The organism is Capnocytophaga sp. oral taxon 902, assembly GCF_013394735.1.
Lineage (GTDB): Bacteria > Bacteroidota > Bacteroidia > Flavobacteriales > Flavobacteriaceae > Capnocytophaga > Capnocytophaga ochracea.
In genome coordinates this window covers 2,259,287-2,276,794 of record NZ_CP058261.1, presented here as the reverse complement: position 1 = coordinate 2,276,794, position 17,508 = coordinate 2,259,287, and the positions used below count along the sequence as shown (strand labels likewise).

Sequence of the window (17,508 nt, the reverse complement as noted above, 5' to 3'; positions counted from 1 at the left end):
TTAAAATAATGAAAAAAGTATTGTACTTAGTGTTATGTTTATTCATAGGAGTAAGCACTTATGCACAAGAAAAGAAAACAGTAAAAAGGAAAGCTGTTAAAAGTTACACAACAGAACAAGCCGTTGTATATGCAGAAGATTATTTTGAGTTTTACGAAGCCAATACTCCTTATAGGTCTCCTCCAATAGCAAGAAAAATATCCAATAATGTATTCCATATAAAAATAGAAGTTTGTACTTGCTATCCTAAAAGTTATTGCTATAATGATGATGAACGTGATTGTTGGCAAGCAAAAATATACACACTCACCATAGCTAACGGGGAAAAGTATAGAATGGAAGAAAAGTTTAACTATTAACTAAAAAAATAAGATTTACAGTAATTAACAAATAAAAGAATAACTTATGTTTCTAATTATACTTATACTATTAGCCGTAGGTATTCCTTTCTATTTTATCTTAACGGATAAACCTTTAGACGATACGGTTAAACAATCAAATGCGGAAGCCTCTTCTTCTTCAAATAAATTACAAGAAGCAGTCAATCAAATGCAGGGAGAAGAACTTTTAAAACAAGCACTATCCCTAACTGCTCAAAACAATTACACAGAAGCATTACCAATTTTAAAACAAGCAGCTAACTTAGGAAATGCAGGGGCAATGTGTACTTTAGGTAAGCTATATGCTGAAGGAAAAGGTGTTGATAATGATATTCAAAAATCGTGTGAGTATTACAGGCAAGCTGCTCAAAAAGAACATCCTCAAGCGCAATACCAGTTAGGAATGTGTTTCTTAGCAGGAAAAGGGGTATCTACCGATGTACAACAGGCACAACAATGGATAGAAAAAGCAGCTCAAAATGGCTATCCTGAGGCTCTTAAGATCTTAAAAAGAATGGGGATTGAAGTAACTCCTATTAGAAACTCCGAAACTATTGCAAGTGAAGAAACCCCTGAAAATATACGTACAAAAGGAATACTTAGTAATATATTTATTTCTGTTTTACTATTCGGAATTACTCTTTGGATAGTATGTTTTGTAGGATATATGGGGCAATATTCTAAAAGAACTAATGACTATAACACTGGCTATTATAATTATAGTTATGAGATATATGCTTCTAAGATTAGAGAGAATGCTGCAGAGTTTGCTACTATTACAACTTTTATAGGAATTGCTATAGGGTTAGTATGTATGCTTATAGCTTACCATAAACCAAAAATCTCATCTTTTGTGTATGTTATAGTCATTTTTGTGTTAGCAAGTATATCTACTTGGTTATCTCTATTTATAGAAACAGGTTTTTCTAACCAACAAGAGGTCGCTGATTTTCTAGGAATCATTTTTTTCTACATAATATCCCTAATTATTTTAGGCTTCTTTATCAAGCTTTCTAAAAGTAAAAAACCTATCATAAAATTTTAAGATATGAAAAAATTAGTAATCATTTTAATTAGTCTATTAACTATTATTGGTTGTGTTGGTCAAGAATCATACAAAGAAACAGACCTACAAAAACAAGAACTGAAAGGAAAAGTAAAGTCCCAAACTAAAACAACATACAGATATAAACCTACTGAAAAGTCAGGCAAAATACAAAAAGAAGAACAACAGTCCAAATTAGTGTCTTATTTCAATAAGGATGGAAACTTTACTGAAAGGATTTTTTATGATAAAGAAGAGGGTACTATAAGACAAGAATTTAGCTATGACGAAAAAGGAAATCTAATAGAAATCAAGGGTTATGAGGCAAATGGTACATTAGGCACTAAAATTACTTACAAATATGATCAAAAAGATAACAGAATTGAAGAAAACACTTATTCTGAAGGAGTCTTACAGCAAAAAAACACTTACAAATATGATCAGAACAACAGAGAAATAGAAGTAATTAGAAATGTCTTTGCTTTTTGGAATGGTGGAGTAAAACTCAGGCAAGTGAACGAATATGATACAAAAGGAAAGAAAATAGAAGAAAGAAATTTCAGCAATAATAACGAACTTACTTCAAAAGCCCTCTTCTCTTATGATGAAAAAGGTAATCTAATAGAAGAATATTTTGTCAATCTAACTGATAAAGAACCTTCTAAAAAGAATACCTATGTCTATGATAACAATGACAATAAAATTGAAGAGAAAAAGTGTGTTTATCAAAATCTTTCAGAGAATATAGATCGTAAGGTTTGCAAGTTTTATGTAACAAACTACTATAAATATGATGAGAAAGGTAATAAAATAGAAGACTCCTTTTCTGATTTTGAAAAATCTATCTTTTACAAAGTCAAGTATAAGAATGATAGTAAAGGAAATGCTGTAGAAAGTATCTACTATACTTTAGAAAATACTCCTTTCTTAATAGAAGAAATTGAAATAGAATACTATTAGCAATGAAAAGAATAACTTTATTCCTCACCCTATTTTTAACTTTGATTGCTTGCAACCAAAGAAAAAATTATTACAACGACAATAGCACTGACGTCTATGAGGAAAACTCTACTTATGAAAAAGAAGAGAAATACCCTGATGGTACTTATGAAGCTGAAGTAGAAGTTTACAATCCTGACACAGGGCACGAAGCTACTTATACATTAAATGTAGAAGTGGAAGACGGAGAACTTACCAAAATATATTGGAATAATGGTGGATGGTTAGACGATAGCCATTTCTCTCCTGTAGATATCAGTGATGGTTCAGCCTCATTTGAGGATGATAGAGGTCGTGAATACAAAGTTGAACTCAATTAAATTCTACTCTAATGAAAAACCTCCTTCTTATCATTACCCTATTCACCTCCTTATCTCTCTTTTCACAAGTGAGAAAAGAAGTAGAAAATGGTATTTGGGTAACCTTCCCTAAAAATCCGCAGTATAGTGTAGCACAAGGGGCGCGACAGTATATCGCACAAACAGACAACACGGTGTGTATGGAGCAGAGTGTAGACCTACCTCAACGCACCCAATATTTAGCGGCTGAAAGAAACTTTTCAGAGGCAGAGAAAAAAGAAGTAGCAGATAGTTTTCTCAACAACTATACTCAAGGGGTGATGGCTTCCTCGGGCAATACCGCACAGATAAGCTCTATCAAAAAAGGAGCTCTCTATGGTAGAAAAATAAGCTATTCAGCGGTCAATCCTGCAACGGGTGAAGTTACTCAACGCAGTAGTGTCGTGCTTTTTGTTCGTGCTAAAGTAGTATCAATAGAGTGTATCACAATGAATAACACCTCTAAAGCTATTGCCGAGATGAATAGTTTTTTAAACTCTATTACGGTTAAGTAGCTTCTTATAAACATTCAAAAACTTTGCCAAAGGAAGCAGCGTGTGCTACTTCCTTTGGTATTTTTTTATTATTAGGTAGGGATAAGTTTTTAGCATTAGAAAATTTGAAGATTGGGAAATTAGTAAATTAGGAAGTAGTGGAAATTAGTTGAAGAATGTCGGAGAGACTCAGATGGTTCGGACAAGCGGGATAAGTTGAGGAAGGGAGTAGGAGTTTTCGGAAGAAAACGGAATTTTTCAGAAGAGAGCTGAGAGGGATTTTGGTGAAAAAAGGCTATAAGGAAGGTATGGTTAGCTTATAGAGAGCTTATAGGAAGATTATACGAATCTTGGACGATTGGTATAGAAAGGGTATATAAACAGTTGATTAATAGTATAATACAGCGATACAAAAAATGGTAAAAAAGAGGTTTCGAGGCGAAAGAAAGAGGAATAGGTGATAGGCCTTAGGCCATAGGCACTAGGAGGGAGTATGACGAAAAAGGGGGAATGTGGCGACGGGGAAGTGAAAGAAACCTTCCTCCTATCACATACTCCGCTCTCGCGGACTTCCGTTCAAAGGGGGAATGTGATGACGAAAAAGGGAAGTAATGACGAGGGACGAACGACGAATGAAGAGGGACGGGGGTGACGAATGACAAAGGAACAATAGATGAAAGATGAGTATTATTTTTTTGTGAAAGGCAGGTCTACAAAAAATAAGAGTTTATAATAATATACAGTAGATTTGGTTTTAGAAAAGTAGCATTCTGTATATTATTTTTATTATTTTTTATATCTTTGCATTTTAAAAGTGATTTTATACGATGAAAAAACGCTTCTTACTGCTCCTTTTATTCGGTTTAATGCTCTGTCTTACAAAAGTATGGGGGCAGACACACGTGTCGGGTAAAGTGATTGATGAAAACGGTAACCCCGTGGCTTATGCCAATGTAATTTTTGCAAAAACTACCATTGGAGCTTATACCGACGACCAAGGGCGGTTTTCTCTGTATTCGGAGAAAAGACAGAAGGATTTGGAAGTTTCACTTATAGGATACAACACTAGGAAAATACATTTAGACAAAGACAACACCAAGGATTTGGTAGTGGTATTGGTGGAAGGGGAATTGCTTGAAGAGGTAACAGTTGTAGCGAAACCTACTAAGGCACTGTCTAAAAAAGAGAACCCTGCCTATACCGTATTGCAAGGTATTTGGAAGAATAAAAAAAAGCGTGGACTGCAAAACGCTACGGCGTATCAGTTTAAAAAACACAGTACAACGGAATTGGGGGTGAACAACCTCGATACCATCTTCTTAAAAAAGGCTTTAGGAAAGGAATATGACACCATCAGGCGTATTCTTTCTGAGAAGAAATACAAAGAGACCTTCTCTCTGCCAATGTATCTCACTGAAAAAATAGAAACGGTTTACGGCAACAATCAGTTGGGGAAAAAGCGAGTAGACATAGAAGCTGAACGTGCTCAAGGGATTGTACAACAAGGTTTTGGATTGGAACGTGTAAGTCAGTCGTTTGACGATTTTGATATTTACGACAATACTTATATGATACTGAACAAGCCCTTTGTGAGTCCACTAGCGGAGTTTGGTTATGGCGTATATCTGTACGTGCTGAGCGATACGATTCAGAGAGACGACCGCTCGTTCTATCGCATCAACTTCTTTCCTCGTGATGACCAAGATTTAGCATTAGAGGGTAAGTTTGAAGTAGACACTAAGACCTATATAGTGAGTTCGATACAGATGCACACTACGGCTAAAACGAATATCAACTTAGTACGTGGACTTTCTTTTGAAAAATACTTTACCATTGCCAACGACAGTATTTACCTTCCTGAACACGAGATACAAGAAGGGGACTTTACGCTCCTGACGAAGAAAGACGAAGAAAAGGGATTGTATGTAAAGAACTACATCACTTTTTCGGATATTGTTCTCAACAAGCCTAAACCTGCTAATTTTTATGACGAGCAGGTGGTAAAGGTAGCGAAAAATCAGTTTTACAAAGACGATAGTTATTGGGACGCAAATACCTTAGGAGGGGCAGACCTCACTAAAACGAAAGTTCTAATTCGGGAAGTGGGGAGCAATAAACGCATCAAGATGATAGGTGATGTAACCGATATTGTGACGTCGGGCTATATTCCTATTGGCAATTATATGCAGTTTGGCAGGTTTTGGCAAACTTTCTCGAGCAACAACGTAGAGGGTTTGCGACTAAGAGCTGGCTTTCGTTCGTTCTTCTCTACCGATGACCGCTTCCGCACCTATGTATACGGAGCTTATGGAGTGAGAGACAAAGAGTTTAAATACGGTATCAGTGGTAAATACCTTATCTCTCACAGTCCGCGTATTACCTTTGGAGCAGGCTATCAGAACGACAATTTGCAGTTGGGTACCTTTGTGATGCACGACGATACCAAATTAGATTTTGAAAATACTACCAACTTTATCATTGCACGTGGTGAGAACTATTATCTTACTCGCAACAGAAAAGTACAAGGTGTTATTAACTATGATATTGTGCCTAACTTGCAGTTTTCGGTATTTGGTACTTACCAAAAACTCACTTCGGCAAGCGAAGAGAACTTCCTTATTGCCTACCGAAACCCCAAAACAGGCGAGGAAATTCACGAATACGACAACTTTTATACAGGGGCACAATTTACCTTTACCCCCAACAGAAAGGTATTTGGCTATGGGGTGGAACAGCGTTATGGCAAAAAGCTCTTCCCGATGTATACCCTTAAATACTCTAAAGGCGTAGACGGTGTATTAAACAGTAAGTTTGATTACGACAAAGTACAAACGATACTCTATAAACCAATTCCGCTTTTCGGGTACGGTATTTTCCACGCTACGGTGGAAGCAGGGAAGGTATTCGGTACAGCACCTCTGATAGCACTAACCCCTACTCCTGCAAACCAATCGTATTCATCAGCTCCTAACACTTTTGCGCTTTTAGATTACTACGATTTCATTACCGACACTTATATCAATGGATATTTTGAGCATCATTTTGATGGTTTCTTGTTCAACCGCATTCCTTTCTTGCAAAAAACGCGCTTTAAGAGTTTAATATTTGGGCGATTTGCTTACGGAACACTCTCTGACAAGAACAAACAAGCTAATATTACCAATATTATATTCAATTCACCTGAAAAACTGTATTGGGAATACGGATTTGGGATTGAGAACATAGGGTTAGGAAACTTTCGCTTTATACGAGTAGATTTTGTATGGCGCAACGATTTCAATGATGTGAATGGGGTGCGTAATCCTAAGTTTGGCGTACGGATTGGGATAGTACCATCGTTTTAGGTAAAAGGAAAAGGAAAAGCGAGCAAGGGCTCACAGCTGGGTATGTGAGCAAAAGGCAAAAAGTAAAAAGTAAAATAGATACTTTCTAATGAAGCAACAAAATATAAACAACTTAGTTCGGTTAGGAGAACTACTTTCTAAAACCGAACAATTCAACGATATATTTGATAAAGCAGAACAGCAGAACAGTTGGTTTACGCGTGCTAATGTAATATTTGCCTTTAAATCGTGGAGTGAAGCCCTCAGCAAAAACAATGTACAACAATGGCTGTCGCAATATCAATTACCACAAACTACTTCGCCTAAAAAAATATTGATTATAATGGCTGGTAATCTGCCTTTGGTAGGCTTCCACGATTTGTTGTGCGTATTGGTAGCAGGGCATAAGGCAATAGTGAAGCTCTCCAGCGACGATGGCGTACTACTTCCCTACCTTATAAAACAGATGAAGGCTTTTGCTCCTGAATGGGCAGAAGGGGTAGCTTTTACAGATGATAAAGTAACTGAATACGATGCCGTAATAGCTACGGGTAGCGATAATACCGCACGCTATTTTGAGTATTACTTTGGCAAGAAACCCCATATTATAAGGAAAAACCGCCATTCAGTAGCCGTACTTACAGGTGAAGAAACACCTGAGGAATTGCAGGATTTAGGTAAAGACATCTTTTTGTATTACGGCTTGGGTTGCCGAAGTGTTTCTAAACTATTTGTACCCCAGGGGTATGATTTCGACCTATTATTTCAGGCTATCTACCCCTATAAAGACATTATTGAAGAACAAAAATACGCCAATAACTACGACTACAACAAAGCCGTTTACCTAATGAGCTTGTATAAACTACTCGAGAACGGTTTCTTACTGCTGAAAGAAGACGAACATTACGGTTCACCTATTGCGACTCTTTTCTATGAATATTACACCAATAAAGAAGCTCTAAAAAAGAAATTAGCAACCGACAGAGAAAAGATACAATGTGTAGTAGGTCATAATTTTATAGATGGTGAAATACCCTTCGGGCAAACGCAGACTCCTAAACTATGGGATTACGCCGATGGTGTAAACACGCTTACGTTTTTACTAAATTTGTAACAACTAAATAAAAAGAATTGTTTACATAGAAAAAACACAGATTAACAACCTACTAACTATAAGACACTTAAAAAATAATTTTAGCGTTTTTGTAAAAAAAATGTTCAAAAATATTGCAGGTATAAAAAAAAGTAGTACTTTTGCCACCGCATTAAAGGAGAAGTAGTACTTTAATGGTAGAATGGTCCGTTCGTCTAGGGGTTAGGACGCAAGGTTTTCATCCTTGTAACAGGGGTTCGATTCCCCTACGGACTACAAACATATATTAAGTTTTTTGGATTAAACAATAATTTTCAAGGTCCGTTCGTCTAGGGGTTAGGACGCAAGGTTTTCATCCTTGTAACAGGGGTTCGATTCCCCTACGGACTACTAAATGCAACTATTAGAAGTATCTTCAAAGAAAAGGTACGGCGATAAAAATAAAACTAATAAAGGAAAATGGCAAACCATAAATCAGCATTAAAAAGAATCAGAAGAAACGAAGCAGCTCGTTTACGCAATCGTTATCAACACAAGACGGCTCGTAACGCCGTAAGAAAACTACGCGCTTTGGAAAATGTAGAAGAAGCCAAAGCTCTTTTCCCTAAAGTAGTTTCGATGATTGATAAACTTGCTAAGAGAAATATTATTCACGCTAATAAAGCGGCGAATTTAAAGAGCAGTTTAGCTAAACATATTAACAAGTTAGCTAAATAGTCATTTAGGTTTTAGATTTATCACTAATAGCCAGATTTATGTAAGTAAGTCTGGCTTTGGTGTTTTCAGTAATACAAGAGGTTATGAAGTACAGATTTTATATATTATTCAGTTTATTAACGTGTTTCATTTCGTGTAATGACGACAAAGAGACTAACAAAACAAGGCAAGTGCACAAAGTTAAATCAATTGACTTTGAGGAGTTCAAATTGATAGACCTTACCCCTAAAGCTCAAGAGGATATGAAGCATTGGAAGAGTTTTCAATCGCTGATGCAGGTGATTGTTTCGATGGCTCCTGCCAAGATTAAAAACACAGATGATTTAATGCTCTCAAACCCCGATAGCCTCTTGGTGTATAGTAGACTGTACCCTATCAACTCTAAAACTGAAAACATCAATAGCTTAGTAGAACGTGATTGGCGAGCTCCCGCAGAGGCTTCGAAAGACACTGTTTTTAGGTTTGAAAAGAAAAAGAACAATGAGGTAGCCTCTTTACAATGGAGTAGATTTTTGGTAGCAAACATTCCTTATACTTTTTCTGTAGTTTTAAAAAAAGTAAACTATCCAAAAGTAAACCTAAATTTCTCAGAGTCCAACAGCAATGAACTATCGGCAACTTTTGCATTAGATACGCTTAACTCCTCGACAAGCAACGTAAAAAAGACCGCCCTAGAAGACGATTGGAACAGATATCAGATTACTTTTTCACCTAAAAAATCAGCTCCTTACACTATAAAACTTTCCTTAGATGAGAATGCTAAAGAGAATGACAATGTAATTCTGTATCGTTCTGTTTTAGAACTTCCTGCTAAATACTTTCACAAAGTAGGACAGTATTCGGATAAGATTGTGGGGGAACATTCGGAAGTAGAGAGCTCTTATTATTCAGTATTCTTTTGGTTGGTACAGATTGAAGATGCCTTACGAGAATTACTCAGCGATGACGCTACCTTCCCTGAAAAGATAAATGTTCCTACTGTAAAGGCACGTCTTAGACTTTTCCAAACACAGATAAAAGCTTTAGCTGACAATGTAAAGAACAATCCAGATTTTAAAGAAGAAGAGCTTAAAAGCAATATTTCGCTATTAGGACAAACGTTTAACAGTGTGATTGCGCGTATCAATAACATCTATGGAAACGACTTAGAAGAACGAATGAAGTTTATTGGTACACAAGACACAGATAGCATACCTAAATAAACCTTATTAATTTTATCATATGAAACGAATACTAATTTTATTTTTCTTTACACTGACCACACTGTATGCACAAGAGTACGAAGTAACAGGTACTGTTACTGATGACGCTAAAGACCCATTACCTGGTGTTTCGATAGTAATTAAAGGAACTACCCAAGGTACTCAAACTGATTTTGATGGTAAATACACTATCAAAGTAAAGAATGGTGATATCTTAGAGTTTTCTTATATAGGAATGAAAATCAAACAAGTGAAAGTTACTGGACAGAAGATTATCAATGTAGTTTTAGAAGAAGATAATGTTACACTTCAAGAAGTGGTGGTAACAACAGGTTATGTAGGTAAACGTAATAGAAAAAAAGATAAACAAAAGAAAGCTGTTACTTATGACATTTATGAACCCTCTCGCGAAACTTATAAAGCGATAGACGAAAGTGGCTTTAAAAGTACAGCTACAGATCCCGTAACTACTTTCTCTGCTGATGTGGATAAAGCTTCCTACAGCAATGTGCGCCGTATGATCAACTATGGGCAAAAACCTGATGAAGATGCAGTACGCATAGAGGAACTTATTAATTATTTTGATTATAACTATACACCTCCAGCCGAAGGTAGCAAAGCACCTCTCAATGCTACAACAACGCTAAGTAGCTGTCCTTGGAATCCTGATAATTATTTGTTGCGCATTGGATTACAAGCAAAGAAAATAGATCTTACCAAAGCTCCACCTTCTAATATAGTGTTTCTAATAGACACCTCAGGTTCTATGGACTCACCTAACAAGATGCCGTTGCTAAAAGCATCGTTCAAATTGCTTTTGGATAATTTACGTTCAGAAGATAGGATAGCGATTGTAGTTTATGCGAGCCAAACAGGAGTTTTACTGCCTTCCACCCCAGCTAAAGAAAAGAAAAAAATATCTAAAGTGATAGACGATTTGGTAGCTAGTGGGTCTACTGCAGGAGGAGCTGGATTGCAAACCGCTTACAAAGTAGCCAAAAAGAACTTTTTGCCCAAAGGCAATAACCGTATTATCTTAGCAACCGATGGCGATTTCAATGTGGGAATTTCTTCACGTGATAAGTTGCAACGTTTGGTAGAAGAGGAACGTAACAATGGTATATACATTTCGGTATTAGGCTATGGTATGGGAAATTACCGTGATGATATGGCAGAGACTATTGCCGATAAAGGAAATGGTAACTATGCTTATATCGATAATCTTACCGAAGCCAAAAGAGTATTAGTGAATGAATTTGGCGGTACACTTTACACCGTAGCTAAAGATGTGAAATTGCAGTTAGAATTCAATCCCCAATACGTGAAAGAATACCGATTGGTAGGCTATGAAAACCGCGCCTTAGCCAATGAAGATTTTGAAGACGACAAGAAAGATGCTGGTGAAATAGGTGCTGGGCATACCGTAACTGCTTTATATGAATTGGTACCTGCCAAAGGCGCTACAACCGATGGGTTGCGCTATCAAAAACAAGTAGAAAAAGGATTTGCTAACGAATTAGCTTTCCTCAAAATACGCTATAAAGACCCTATAGTAAAAGATGCTAAAAGCGTAGAAGAAAGCACTCCTATCCCTTTTACACTTACTGAGTTCGCTAAAACAGATGATGATTACCGATTTGCATCAGCTGTAGCTGAATGGGGAATGCTCTTAAGGAACTCTAAATATAAAGCCAAATCCTCATTCTCTCAGGTACTTGACTTGGCTAAAAACGCTATAGGTAAAGATGAGGAAGGCTACCGAAAGGAGTTTATCCGATTAGTGGAAGTTTCGGAGAAACTGAAGTAATGAGCTAATGAAAGCCTCACCTCACTTCACATACTCTGCTCTCGCAGACTTCTCCAAAGGAGAGGAAACAATTCATAAAAACGAGTATTTACGGAGCAAAATTGTTCTAATGCTAAGTTATATAATAAAATTAATCTTTATGAAGTATTCAATGACCTTAGGGATACTTTTGCTTGTAACAATTACAGCAAAATCCCAAACGCTCGCCGAGCGTATCAACGCTAAAAATGTAACTTTAATAGATGTGCGTACTCCAAAAGAATACGCCGCGGGGACTGCTGAAGGAGCCATTAATATTCCTTTGGAAGAGATGGGTGCCCGATGGCAAGAACTAAAAGGAAAAGAGAATATTGTCCTCTTTTGCCGTCGCGGTATACGCGCTGGTAAAGCGCAGGACATTCTTAAAATGCACAACATTACGGCTGTGAATGGCAAAACAGTAGAACACGTAAAGTCGTTACAGAAAGTAAACTTAGCCGATAAGCTCACTTTTAAGACTGATAAACCTACTACTTATTTTGTAAAAGATGGTAAAAATGTGAGACAAGTAGCCATAGCTTTAGGTGAAGGAGGAGTGCTGAAAAAACACACTACCAGTATCCCTGCAACCCTTATTATGGTGAAAGGAACTGTACGTTTTCTTATCAATGGAGAAGAAATTGTGCTCAAAGACCTCGATACCTATCAAATACCCGTAGATGTAGAACACGAAGTAATAGGAGTAGAGAAAGAAAATGTATTTATAGTTACTAAGGGGGATTAATCAATTAGCTATTTAGAAGATATATAACTTTGCCAAAGCTCGTAGCTCCAAAGACAATTAGAGTTTTGGCAAAGTTTTTTATTACTTTTTACCTAAAAAGCAAGGTTATCAATCAATCTTACTCCCTCGGCGTGTACTACTATAAAAGCACGGTAGTCTTTACCTGCTTCTTTTTTGGTAATAGATTGCAAAGTATGTGCATCGGTAATGGTAAAATACTCTAAGGTGAAGTCGGGCTGTTGAGCAAAGACTCCTTTTATCCACGCTTCTACTTCGGCAGGGCTATGAGTAGCAAAACGTTCTTTGGCAGCGAGTAGAGTGCTGTAAATAATGGTAGCACGCTGTTTCATTGGCTCGCTGAGGAGAGCATTGCGGGAGCTGAGAGCCAAACCATCGGCATTGCGCACGATTGGGCAAGGAACAATGGTTACTGGCAAGCCCTTTTGTCGCACCATTTGCTGAATAATAAGCAGTTGTTGGTAATCTTTTTCACCAAAATAAGCTCTATCGGGCATTACAATCTCAAAAAGTTTTTTAACAATCGTGCCTACACCATCGAAATGACCAGGGCGAGAAGTACCTTCCATCACTTTGTCTAATCCTGCAAAGTCAAAAGGTTCAGCGACTACTTCTTCGCCATAAATATCGGCTACGGTAGGGGCAAAAATGAATATCTCTTTACTGAACTGAGCAATCTTCTGAGCATCGGCTTCTAAGGTACGCGGGTATTTTTGCAAATCGGTAGGGTTGTTAAACTGCGTAGGGTTCACAAAAATGCTCACTACCACTATATCATTCTCTTGTTTAGCTTTTTTTACGAGTGATAAATGTCCGTCGTGTAAAGCGCCCATAGTGGGCACTAATCCAATTGTTTTTCCTTGATTTTTAAGGGTTTCCAATAGATTATGGAGTTCCTTTTGGTGTGTGTAAATCATCGGTATCAAATCTTTTTTGGGTGCAAACTTATATAAAATTATGGATATGTGCATAATTTTTTGTACTTTTGTGCCTTCTAAGAGCTAATTAAAATAACTAATTACTTTTTATGAAAGATAAAAAAGTACTCTACGTATCGTCGGAAGTGTTGCCTTATTCGCCCTATAGTGAGTTGGCAAAGATGTCATTTGAAGCCCCGAGAATGGTGAATAACAATGGAGGGCAGATACGTATTTTTATGCCCAAGTTTGGTAATATCAATGAGCGACGTCATCAGTTGCACGAGGTGATACGCCTTTCGGGGATGAATATTATTATCAATGATATTGATGTACCTCTGATTATTAAAGTAGCTTCTATCCCTAAGGAGCGCATACAGGTTTATTTTATTGACAACGATGAATATTTCAGGCGCACTGGCACACTCTTTGATGGGGAAAACAATATGTACCCAGACAACGATGAGCGCTGTATTTTCTTTGCTAAAGGTATTGTAGAAACTGTTAAAAAACTGAATTGGTTACCCGATATTATTCATATACACGGTTGGGTATCGGCTTTGTTGCCTCTTTACTTGCGCACCTATTACAAAGATGAACCTATCTTTTCAGAAAGTAAAATTGTTACCTCAGTATTCGATAGCGATTATGAGGGGGCTTTGGACAGTACGCTTATCAATAAAGTGGCTTTTGATGGTATTAGCAAAAAGACGGTAGACCCGCTAAAAAATCCTACTTATTACAATTTGATGCGTGTCGCTATCAAGTATTCGGATGGAGTTGTAGTGGTGAGTGAAGATATGCCTGAGGATTTCCAAACCTACCTAAAAAATCTAAGAAAGCCTGTGCTTTACAACAGTGATAAGGAAACTTTTCAAGATTCTTACCGCGAATTTTACACTAAAATATTAAAGAAATAACAAACGAATGAATAACATACAGAAGATTTTATTTTTTGCTACTATAGTAACACTTTTCAGTGCGTGCTCAAGTAATGATTTTAACGAGATAGATGGTGGACTGCTAAAAAATCCTAACTTTGACACTAATGTATTTACAGCTACTATTCAGGTAAGCCAAGTAAAAGAAAGTGCAGTACAAACTAACGGTTTAGGAGGATACCTATTAGGACAGTATAGCCAAGTTCCCTTTGGTACTAAATCGGCTACCATAGTGGCACAAGTAACATTACCAGCTGTTAATCCGACTTTTGGAACTAAAACACAAGCCTCTGAAAATAGTGAGAACAAATCGGAAAACGAAACCGTTACAGAAGCGTATCTATACATTCCTTTCTTCAATCCGAATAGTTCTAATAGCAACGCTTCTTACTCTCAAAATGTAGAATATACGTTAGATTCTATCTATGGGAATAGAGATGCGAGCTTTCAAGTAAATGTGAGAGAACTGAACTATTTTTTAAGTGATATTGATACGGATCTCAATGCTAAAATATATTATTCAAACGACACTAATATTACAAGTAATTTAGGTGCTTCTATTGTGTCTAACACTACTAGTACTTACACTATCAGTAATAAAGCTATTACTCGCTATCAGTTTGACAACCCACAAACAAGTGAAGATGAGAGTAAAAAAGTACAAGATGTATTAGCACCAGGGTTGCGTATTCCACTAAGCACAAATTTCTTCCAAACAAAAATTATCAACAAGGAAGGCAGTAGCGAACTTGCTAACGTTAATGAATTTAAAAAATATTTTAAAGGGATTAGTGTCAGTACTTCTAACTTTTCAAAGGATTTAATGATGCTCCTAAATATGGCAAATGCAAAAATAGAGATTGTATATAGCTATGAAAATTCAGGAACTAATTCTACAACTACAGAAACACGTAAAAATCGTTATGAACTTTCACTGAACGGCATTACAGTAAACTTATTTAACAATTCAGGAGAGAGTTTAACTGATAGCAGTAAAATATATCTCAGTGGAGCCTTAGGACAAACGGCTTCGATTACTATCGCAAATACAGATATTGCCAATATTAAGTCGCAAAAACTAATGGTAACCGATGCGAGTTTATTGTTATATGTGGATAATTCAGTAAACTATACAAAAGAGCCTGAACGCCTCTTTATCTATAACACCCAAACAGGAGCTGTACTTGTAGATTATCAGTACGACCCAACATCAAATGCTGATTCGTCTACTTATTCATATCTCTATCATCTAGGAAAATTGCAAAAAGAAAACGGAAAAGGAGCTTTTTACCAATTGAGGATTACCAATCATATTTTAAATCTGGTTAATGAAATAGGGACAAATGTACCTTTAGGAATAGTAGTAGCTTCTAATGTGAAAAACACTAACTTAGGAGCATATTTGAGAAACACTAATACAAAAGGAAAAATACCATCTTCAGCAGTGGTTACTCCTTTGGGTACTGTTATAAAAGATGTAAAATTGCGTATCAGCTACACTCAACCTAAATAGTGATGGATTTAAGAGATCAGTTAAAATCACTTTTCCCTGACCATATAGAAGAGGAGATACCTCAAGAAGCTCCTTCTAATATTTGGTTGCAGGAAGAGCCTTTACTATGCAAATACGAAAAACACAAAGGAAAACCCGTAACCGTAATTGAGGGCTATAATGGCGCAGAAGCCGATTTTAAGATTTTGGCTAAAGAACTTAAAACGTACCTTGGCGTAGGGGGAACTGTGAAAAACGATACTATCCTCATACAAGGTGATTACCGCGACACTATTATGCAACTTCTCAAAGAAAAAGGGTTTAAGGTGAAGCGCATAGGCGGTTGAAAACAATTGACAATTCATAATTAACAATTAGTAATATGAAATTATTAGAAGGGAAAACAGCTATTATCACTGGTGCTAGTAGAGGCATTGGGCGTGGTATAGCCAAAGTATTTGCATCCCACGGGGCAAACATTGCTTTTTCGTACAGTTCATCAGTGGATGCTGCAATGGCATTAGAGAAAGAATTAGCTACAAAAGGTGTGAAAGTAAAAGGCTACCAAAGCGATGCTTCTAACTTCGCACAGTCGCAAGAATTTGTAGATGCCGTAGTAGCCGAATTTGGCACAGTTGATATTCTAGTAAACAACGCAGGTATCACTAAAGACAACCTACTGATGCGCATTAGTGAAGAAGATTTTGATAAGGTAATAGAAGTAAATCTCAAATCAGTGTTTAATATGACCAAAGCGGTACAGCGCATTATGCTTAAACAACGTAAAGGTTCTATTATCAATATGAGTAGTGTAGTGGGCTTGAAAGGCAATGCTGGACAGTCAAACTATGCGGCTTCTAAAGCGGGAATTATCGGCTTTACCAAATCGATTGCCTTAGAGTTAGGTTCTCGAAATATCCGTTGCAATGCTATTGCACCAGGTTTTATAGAAACCGAAATGACAGCTGTACTTGACGAAAAAGTAGTACAAAGCTGGCGTGATGCTATCCCTCTAAAACGTGGCGGACAACCCGAAGATGTAGCGAATGCTTGTGTTTTTTTAGCCTCTGATATGTCGGCTTACATCACAGGGCAGGTGCTCAATGTTGATGGAGGAATGCTCACATAATTTTGTTATATCAGAAAAACTTTTTACTTTTGCCGAATGTTAATAAAAAAATATATCATCATCGGTCTGCTGACTGTGCTCTTTACTTCGTGTGGAGAGTATCAAAAGGCCTTGAAATCAAAAGAAGGAAGCGTAAAATACACTGAGGCTGAGAAGCTATATAAGGCTAAAAAATATAAAAAAGCGACACACCTTTTTGAACAAATAGCTTCAGAATATGCGGGTAAGCCACAAGGAGAACGTATTTATTATATGTTTGGAGATTCTTACTATCAGCTAAAACAATACAGTTTGGCGTCTTATCAGTTTGAACGACTTCAGAAATTATATCCTCGTAGCGAAAAAGCTACAGAGTCGGCTTTCCTAGAAGCAAAATCGCTTTACTTGGAAACTCCTAAATATAGTGTAGACCAAACTTATACTTATCAGGCTCTTGAGAAATTACAGTACTTTTTGGATAGATACTCTGATAGTGAATATGCTAAAGAAGCTAACGAGTTAGCCTTAGACTTAGTAACTCGCTTAGAGAAAAAAGAGTTTGAAATAGCTAAACAATACGACCAAATACGCGACTATCAAGCAGCAATGAAGTCGTTAGACAACTTTTTGACCAATAACCCAGGTAGTGTCTTTAGAGAAGATGCGTTATACACGCGTTTGCATTCAGCTTACGAGTGGGCTATCAACAGTATAGAAACTAAGAAAGAAGAGCGCCTCAATACTGCTAAAGAAGCTTACGACAACTTATTGCGTACCTACCCTGAAACTAAATACAAAAAGGAAGCAGAGAATATGCTTACAAAAATAAACACATCATTGAAAAGTTTTATATCACAAAAATAATATCATT

17 protein-coding genes and 2 tRNA genes are annotated in these 17,508 nt (G+C 36.8%); 18 read left to right on the top strand and 1 reads right to left on the bottom strand.

Annotation, left to right across the window (positions count from 1 at the left end; all coding sequences use genetic code 11):
• The first annotated feature begins 8 nt into the window (after window positions 1–8).
• The 13 genes from HW278_RS09745 (at window position 9) to HW278_RS09685 (ending at window position 12,161) form a co-directional block, all read left to right on the top strand.
• Window positions 9–359 carry a hypothetical protein gene (locus HW278_RS09745; protein ID WP_178977683.1) on the top strand — a complete coding sequence of 117 codons (351 nt, stop codon included), beginning with the start codon at window positions 9–11 and terminating at the stop codon, window positions 357–359.
• A gap of 46 nt (window positions 360–405) precedes the next feature.
• Window positions 406–1,425: a tetratricopeptide repeat protein gene (locus tag HW278_RS09740; protein WP_178977682.1), complete on the top strand. Its 1,020-nt coding sequence runs from the start codon at window positions 406–408 to the stop codon at window positions 1,423–1,425.
• A 3-nt stretch (window positions 1,426–1,428) separates the two neighbouring features.
• Window positions 1,429–2,385 carry an RHS repeat domain-containing protein gene (locus tag HW278_RS09735; protein ID WP_178977681.1) on the top strand — a complete coding sequence of 319 codons (957 nt, stop codon included), beginning with the start codon at window positions 1,429–1,431 and terminating at the stop codon, window positions 2,383–2,385.
• A 2-nt stretch (window positions 2,386–2,387) separates the two neighbouring features.
• Complete coding sequence (locus HW278_RS09730; RefSeq protein ID WP_178977680.1) at window positions 2,388–2,744, top strand: hypothetical protein; 357 nt, start codon at window positions 2,388–2,390, stop codon at window positions 2,742–2,744.
• 11 nt (window positions 2,745–2,755) lie between these two features.
• Window positions 2,756–3,277, top strand: coding sequence for a hypothetical protein (locus HW278_RS09725; protein WP_178977679.1), 522 nt, complete (start codon window positions 2,756–2,758; stop codon window positions 3,275–3,277).
• 806 nt (window positions 3,278–4,083) lie between these two features.
• Window positions 4,084–6,600: a DUF5686 and carboxypeptidase-like regulatory domain-containing protein gene (locus HW278_RS09720; RefSeq protein WP_053581796.1), complete on the top strand. Its 2,517-nt coding sequence runs from the start codon at window positions 4,084–4,086 to the stop codon at window positions 6,598–6,600.
• 88 nt (window positions 6,601–6,688) lie between these two features.
• Window positions 6,689–7,693: an acyl-CoA reductase gene (locus tag HW278_RS09715; RefSeq protein ID WP_178977678.1), complete on the top strand. Its 1,005-nt coding sequence runs from the start codon at window positions 6,689–6,691 to the stop codon at window positions 7,691–7,693.
• 183 nt (window positions 7,694–7,876) lie between these two features.
• Window positions 7,877–7,948 (top strand) — tRNA-Glu (locus HW278_RS09710).
• 42 nt (window positions 7,949–7,990) lie between these two features.
• Window positions 7,991–8,062, top strand: a tRNA-Glu gene (locus tag HW278_RS09705).
• Between the two features lie 69 nt (window positions 8,063–8,131).
• A complete protein-coding gene (gene rpsT / locus HW278_RS09700; protein ID WP_002670974.1) occupies window positions 8,132–8,389 on the top strand; it encodes a 30S ribosomal protein S20 in 258 nt (85 codons plus the stop codon).
• An 83-nt stretch (window positions 8,390–8,472) separates the two neighbouring features.
• Window positions 8,473–9,591 (top strand): hypothetical protein, encoded by a 1,119-nt coding sequence (locus HW278_RS09695; protein ID WP_178977677.1) that lies wholly within the window; start codon window positions 8,473–8,475, stop codon window positions 9,589–9,591.
• Window positions 9,592–9,610: 19 nt separating this feature from the next.
• On the top strand, window positions 9,611–11,398 hold the full coding sequence (locus HW278_RS09690) for a vWA domain-containing protein (protein ID WP_178977676.1): 1,788 nt from the start codon (window positions 9,611–9,613) through the stop codon (window positions 11,396–11,398).
• A 139-nt stretch (window positions 11,399–11,537) separates the two neighbouring features.
• On the top strand, window positions 11,538–12,161 hold the full coding sequence (locus HW278_RS09685; RefSeq protein ID WP_106095731.1) for a rhodanese-like domain-containing protein: 624 nt from the start codon (window positions 11,538–11,540) through the stop codon (window positions 12,159–12,161).
• Window positions 12,162–12,253: 92 nt separating this feature from the next.
• On the opposite strand, the gene panC is transcribed toward HW278_RS09685, so the two are convergent.
• Window positions 12,254–13,150 (bottom strand): pantoate--beta-alanine ligase, encoded by an 897-nt coding sequence (gene panC, locus HW278_RS09680; protein ID WP_178977675.1) that lies wholly within the window; start codon window positions 13,148–13,150, stop codon window positions 12,254–12,256.
• Window positions 13,151–13,206: 56 nt separating this feature from the next.
• Here panC and HW278_RS09675 point away from each other — a divergent pair, with 56 nt between their 5' ends.
• Genes HW278_RS09675 through HW278_RS09655 form a run of 5 tightly spaced genes read left to right on the top strand, consistent with a single transcriptional unit; the run spans window position 13,207 to window position 17,501 of the window.
• Window positions 13,207–14,016 carry a glycogen/starch synthase gene (locus HW278_RS09675; protein WP_106095733.1) on the top strand — a complete coding sequence of 270 codons (810 nt, stop codon included), beginning with the start codon at window positions 13,207–13,209 and terminating at the stop codon, window positions 14,014–14,016.
• Between the two features lie 7 nt (window positions 14,017–14,023).
• The gene (locus HW278_RS09670; RefSeq protein ID WP_178977674.1) at window positions 14,024–15,550 is read left to right on the top strand and encodes a DUF4270 domain-containing protein; all 1,527 of its coding nucleotides are present in this window, start codon (window positions 14,024–14,026) and stop codon (window positions 15,548–15,550) included.
• A gap of 2 nt (window positions 15,551–15,552) precedes the next feature.
• The gene (locus tag HW278_RS09665) at window positions 15,553–15,876 is read left to right on the top strand and encodes a translation initiation factor (protein WP_178977673.1); all 324 of its coding nucleotides are present in this window, start codon (window positions 15,553–15,555) and stop codon (window positions 15,874–15,876) included.
• Window positions 15,877–15,911: 35 nt separating this feature from the next.
• The gene (fabG, locus tag HW278_RS09660; protein ID WP_178977672.1) at window positions 15,912–16,658 is read left to right on the top strand and encodes a 3-oxoacyl-[acyl-carrier-protein] reductase; all 747 of its coding nucleotides are present in this window, start codon (window positions 15,912–15,914) and stop codon (window positions 16,656–16,658) included.
• Window positions 16,659–16,694: 36 nt separating this feature from the next.
• Complete coding sequence (locus HW278_RS09655) at window positions 16,695–17,501, top strand: outer membrane protein assembly factor BamD (protein WP_178977671.1); 807 nt, start codon at window positions 16,695–16,697, stop codon at window positions 17,499–17,501.
• Window positions 17,502–17,508 lie beyond the last annotated feature (7 nt).

What these genes read in the sequence shown, in the direction of transcription:
- HW278_RS09740 (WP_178977682.1), top strand. Translation starts at nt 406, where the DNA reads ATGTTTCTAATTATACTTATACTATTAGCCGTAGGTATTCCTTTCTAT.
- panC (WP_178977675.1), bottom strand. Translation starts at nt 13,150, where the DNA reads ATGCACATATCCATAATTTTATATAAGTTTGCACCCAAAAAAGATTTG.
- HW278_RS09655 (WP_178977671.1), top strand. Translation starts at nt 16,695, where the DNA reads ATGTTAATAAAAAAATATATCATCATCGGTCTGCTGACTGTGCTCTTT.
- HW278_RS09695 (WP_178977677.1), top strand. Translation starts at nt 8,473, where the DNA reads ATGAAGTACAGATTTTATATATTATTCAGTTTATTAACGTGTTTCATT.
- HW278_RS09725 (WP_178977679.1), top strand. Translation starts at nt 2,756, where the DNA reads ATGAAAAACCTCCTTCTTATCATTACCCTATTCACCTCCTTATCTCTC.
- HW278_RS09730 (WP_178977680.1), top strand. Translation starts at nt 2,388, where the DNA reads ATGAAAAGAATAACTTTATTCCTCACCCTATTTTTAACTTTGATTGCT.
- HW278_RS09665 (WP_178977673.1), top strand. Translation starts at nt 15,553, where the DNA reads ATGGATTTAAGAGATCAGTTAAAATCACTTTTCCCTGACCATATAGAA.
- HW278_RS09685 (WP_106095731.1), top strand. Translation starts at nt 11,538, where the DNA reads ATGAAGTATTCAATGACCTTAGGGATACTTTTGCTTGTAACAATTACA.
- fabG (WP_178977672.1), top strand. Translation starts at nt 15,912, where the DNA reads ATGAAATTATTAGAAGGGAAAACAGCTATTATCACTGGTGCTAGTAGA.
- rpsT (WP_002670974.1), top strand. Translation starts at nt 8,132, where the DNA reads ATGGCAAACCATAAATCAGCATTAAAAAGAATCAGAAGAAACGAAGCA.
- HW278_RS09720 (WP_053581796.1), top strand. Translation starts at nt 4,084, where the DNA reads ATGAAAAAACGCTTCTTACTGCTCCTTTTATTCGGTTTAATGCTCTGT.
- HW278_RS09675 (WP_106095733.1), top strand. Translation starts at nt 13,207, where the DNA reads ATGAAAGATAAAAAAGTACTCTACGTATCGTCGGAAGTGTTGCCTTAT.
- HW278_RS09670 (WP_178977674.1), top strand. Translation starts at nt 14,024, where the DNA reads ATGAATAACATACAGAAGATTTTATTTTTTGCTACTATAGTAACACTT.
- HW278_RS09715 (WP_178977678.1), top strand. Translation starts at nt 6,689, where the DNA reads ATGAAGCAACAAAATATAAACAACTTAGTTCGGTTAGGAGAACTACTT.
- HW278_RS09735 (WP_178977681.1), top strand. Translation starts at nt 1,429, where the DNA reads ATGAAAAAATTAGTAATCATTTTAATTAGTCTATTAACTATTATTGGT.
- HW278_RS09690 (WP_178977676.1), top strand. Translation starts at nt 9,611, where the DNA reads ATGAAACGAATACTAATTTTATTTTTCTTTACACTGACCACACTGTAT.
- HW278_RS09745 (WP_178977683.1), top strand. Translation starts at nt 9, where the DNA reads ATGAAAAAAGTATTGTACTTAGTGTTATGTTTATTCATAGGAGTAAGC.